Source organism: Pseudohongiella nitratireducens (assembly GCF_001642735.1).
GTDB classification, from domain to species: domain Bacteria; phylum Pseudomonadota; class Gammaproteobacteria; order Pseudomonadales; family Pseudohongiellaceae; genus Pseudohongiella; species Pseudohongiella nitratireducens.
The window spans coordinates 1-3,720 of sequence record NZ_LWHM01000007.1 but is presented as its reverse complement, the minus strand read 5'-3'; the positions used below and the strand labels follow the sequence as shown (position 1 = coordinate 3,720).

The window sequence follows — 3,720 nt, the reverse complement described above, 5'->3', positions numbered from 1 at the left end:
TGTAGTGGTCAAGTCATTTTGGCCACGGGTTTATAGCTATCCCAGTACCTCTGTTCTTTCTCATTTGGTGTTAATCCACCGTTGAATGAGTGCGGTCTGAGCTGACTGTAATAGCCATGGATATAATCACCAATACGCTGTTTGGCTTCCGTAAAATACCGGTAACCTGTGACCGGTACCCATTCTGTTTTTAAACTCCTGAAAAACCTTTCCATTGGACTATTGTCCCAACAGTTTCCGCGACGGCTCATACTTTGTTTCATCCGGTATCGCCATACTCTTTGCCTGAATTGACGACTGGTATAATGACTGCCCTGATCGCTGTGGAACATGATGTTCTGCGGCCGCCCGCGACTTTCATAAGCCATTGTCAGGGCCTGACACGTTAAATAGCTGTCCGGTGAATAGCTCATAGCCCAGCCAATTGGCTTTCGGGCAAACAAGTCAATAACAACTGCTAAATATGCCCAACGACTCCCCGCCCAAATAAAACTGACATCACCGCACCACACCTGGTTGGGATGCGAAACGGTAAATTCCCTAGCCAGTAGGTTAGGTATGGCAACATGTTCCTGCGCCGCCTTCTTGTATGCATGTTTGGGCAACTGGCAGCTGACTAAACTGAGTTTTTTCATAATACGCCCGGCACGATATCGAGATAAACTGACTGGGTGCGACTCGTCGTTGGTGACTATATCAGCGATAGTTCTGGCACCAGCTGAGCCTTGACTCAACCGGTGGGCAGTTCGCACTAAACTATGCAATTTGACGGTTTCCGGGTTGATACGTTTATCCCGCTTTTGCCAATACTTGAACGTGCTGCGGTGGACATCCAATACCTCGCACAATATTTTTACCGTATAACGGCGCTTATCGCTCTGACTCAGTCTCTCAACTATCGAGAGTGTTTCATGGAGTCCGACATCAACAGAGCTGAAGCCTTTTTTAAAATATCCTTTTCTAATTCAAGCCGTTCAACCCGTTTCTTTAGCTCTCGTATTTCTCTTTGCTCATCACTGATCGGGGTGCACTGAGCAGTGGTGCCTGAGCGCTCTGCGCGAAGTTGCCTTACCCACTTACCAATCGTTGAGTAACCCACTCCCATCGCATCAGCAGCTTCCTGATGACTGTAACCTTGATCGATAACCAACTGTGCTGTTTCGAGCCTGAATTCAGGGCTGAAATTGGGGCCTTTCTTCTTTGTCATTTTGTCACCTAATTTGCTATGGCTGCTATCATAGCAGCTCTGATTAGGTGGCCAAATTCACTATGCCACTACACATTCAGTTTTATCGACACTGTGCAACATATAATTTTATCCACCGTGAAACACCTAAGTGGACGGATCGCACAGTTATCATATCGTACTTTAACTCTGCTGGATTTGAACGCACCCTCTCACGTATTACCTCCGACATTTCAATTCCTAATCGGTCAAAATCGAGATTCAAGCTTGAAGACGGCTTACTGCCAATTACCTCGCCACACATGGCCGATCTATTACAATACACCTCAAAAAATGCTAGCGAAGAATTGCATCTAATGCTGACAATAGGATTCTTTGTTGGCGCCAGGATTAGTACGATCACAAGCCTTCGGATTGAAAACTTGGAGAATGCTCTTCCAGATAGCAATATTGCAAAAATATGGAATATCGCAATTGGACCAGGAACAGGTGTTGACACAAAGTTTGATGTAAGTGGCCATTTGCTTGTACCTGACTTTTTGTTGGAGGAACTTAAACGTTACGCCTATAGCTCAAGACGGCTTAAGCGCGAGCAGCGAGCGAATAAAGGGAACAAATCGCTTTTGTTTCTGACGCGGTTCGGAAACTCTTACTCAACACCAAGCGGTCTGTCCGGATCGGCAGTCGCACGGGAGATGACTGATTTAAGGCGGAAGTCGTTAGCTGCCGGCCTGGTATTTATGAAGAAATTCCATTTCCATCAAACACGCGCGACATACGGCACATGGCTTATGACGATTGCACTTGGGAAGATTGGACAAAAGTCTGCAATAGAATTCGTAAGGCAAGCGATGCTCCACAAACACGAGGCCACAACGATGAGATATATCACGTTCCTCGAACACACCAATGCAAAAATAGAAATGGGGAACGCATTTACAGACGCCTTCGGGGGTTTATCGACGCGTTTAGGAAACAATGACTATGGATGATGGAAGCATCCCAAACTTGGCGTTTCCCGGTTTGAAGCACGGCAGGCGGACGATTCCGTTGGACTTATTACCACTGCTCTACTTAGGAGGAGCCAGCGCACGAGCTGAGAAAGTAGCGCAGATGATTGCATCAGGAGACCTGGGAAATCCGCTACGTGAGAGAATTGACCTTGTCACAAAGATTCATGAAGAAATTGATTTTTCCCTCAAAAGTGGAGGAGCCACGTCCTCAACGATAGTTCGAATCCGCTATTTACGAGATTTCTTCAGCTTCGCAGATTCGGCTGACTATTCTCTGAATATAGATACTGTATTAAGTGTTTATGTTAATTGGACAGACCATTTGATCCATCGCTTTCGTACAATTAAGGATCTAGAGCAATTATCTGCATATAATTACGGCATTACGGTAGGCACATTGCTGGACAAGATTTTTGAGCGCGAAAGCCCTATTTTATTGACTACCCGACTTAAATTTCCTAGAAGAAAGAAAGGTGCTCTTAGCGTTGCGAAAGACAAGCAAAGCCTTCAGAAAACCTTTGCATTTGGCTATATGCTGCTTGATCTCATGGATGGTCTGAGTCTCGATTCGCTGTGGGGTGAACTTCCTGTGCGAATACCACTGCGTACTGGCCAAGAACTGGTTGAATGGTCTTGGTTAGTATCCCCGCTTCATCTCAAACCTAAGCCTGACACCGCACAAGGGCGTGCTCAACAGAAGAGGAGAGAAAAGGCACGTGCAAGGTTCACGGTGTTTTTCAAGATAGTTGACACCTTTTTCTTCACGCGGCCTGTTTCTCCGCACTGATAATCTGATCGTCTCTTTCCGGATTCAAACACACTGCTCCGACCGGCGTACAGTTCCTGGTTGGTCGACTACCCCAACGTGACGGCGTATTCAGTTTTGCTCGCTCCAGGATCTCTTTACGATTGTTCAGTATCGTCTGATCCTGACCACTGTGCCGCTGCTGCGGTGTCACAAACCGGATCTTGCTGTGCTTGTGTTCATGGTTGTACCAGTAGATAAACCGTTCAACCCATTGCCTGGCTGCTGTCAGATCCACAAACCCGTTTGACGGCCACTGTGGTCGGTATTTCAATGTTCGGAACACCGACTCTGCATAAGCATTGTCGTTGCTCACTCGCGGCCGGCTGTACGATGGCATCACGCCTAGCTCTTCCAGTTTTATTTTCAGTGTCTGAGACTTCATTGGCGAACCATTGTCGGAGTGCAGAACCAGCGGCGTGTTAAAGCACTGCTCACTTAAAAGTGAGCGCTGCAATAGTGCTGCCGCATGCTCACCGCATTCCACCTCATACACCTCGTAGCCAACGATTTTCCGGCTGTACACGTCCATGAACATGTACAAGTAGAAAAACTGACCACGGACCTGGGAGGCGAGATAGGTTATATCCCAAACCCACACCTGGCACGGCGCTCTGGCAATATGTGTGCTCAGTGCCGTTTTACGTTGCGGCGCATGTGCCTTGCCTCTGTGGTGTAGCTGTCCTTTTTCTTTGAGCACCCGATAAAACGAGGAC

Annotated in this window: 4 protein-coding genes; 2 read left to right on the top strand and 2 right to left on the bottom strand. The window is 47.2% G+C overall.

All coding sequences use genetic code 11. From position 1 onward, the window contains the following. Positions 1-8: 8 nt before the first annotated feature. A protein-coding gene (locus tag PSCS_RS03985; RefSeq protein ID WP_106387068.1) for an IS3 family transposase occupies positions 9-1,207 on the bottom strand; the annotation gives its coding sequence in 2 pieces (ribosomal slippage) (positions 9-937 and positions 937-1,207; 1,200 coding nt in all). 62 nt (positions 1,208-1,269) lie between these two features. Here PSCS_RS03985 and PSCS_RS03975 point away from each other — a divergent pair. Next, on the top strand, positions 1,270-2,178 hold the full coding sequence (locus PSCS_RS03975; RefSeq protein WP_157885616.1) for a site-specific integrase: 909 nt from the start codon (positions 1,270-1,272) through the stop codon (positions 2,176-2,178). Next, positions 2,171-2,986 (top strand): hypothetical protein, encoded by an 816-nt coding sequence (locus PSCS_RS03970; RefSeq protein ID WP_068893780.1) that lies wholly within the window; start codon positions 2,171-2,173, stop codon positions 2,984-2,986. Before PSCS_RS03975 ends, PSCS_RS03970 begins: the two co-directional genes overlap by 8 nt. On the opposite strand, the gene PSCS_RS03965 is transcribed toward PSCS_RS03970, so the two are convergent. Then, positions 2,961-3,720 (bottom strand): IS3 family transposase (locus PSCS_RS03965; protein ID WP_068810216.1); only part of this gene is annotated, 760 nt, incomplete at its 5' end. The two genes, PSCS_RS03970 and PSCS_RS03965, sit on opposite strands and share 26 nt — an antisense overlap.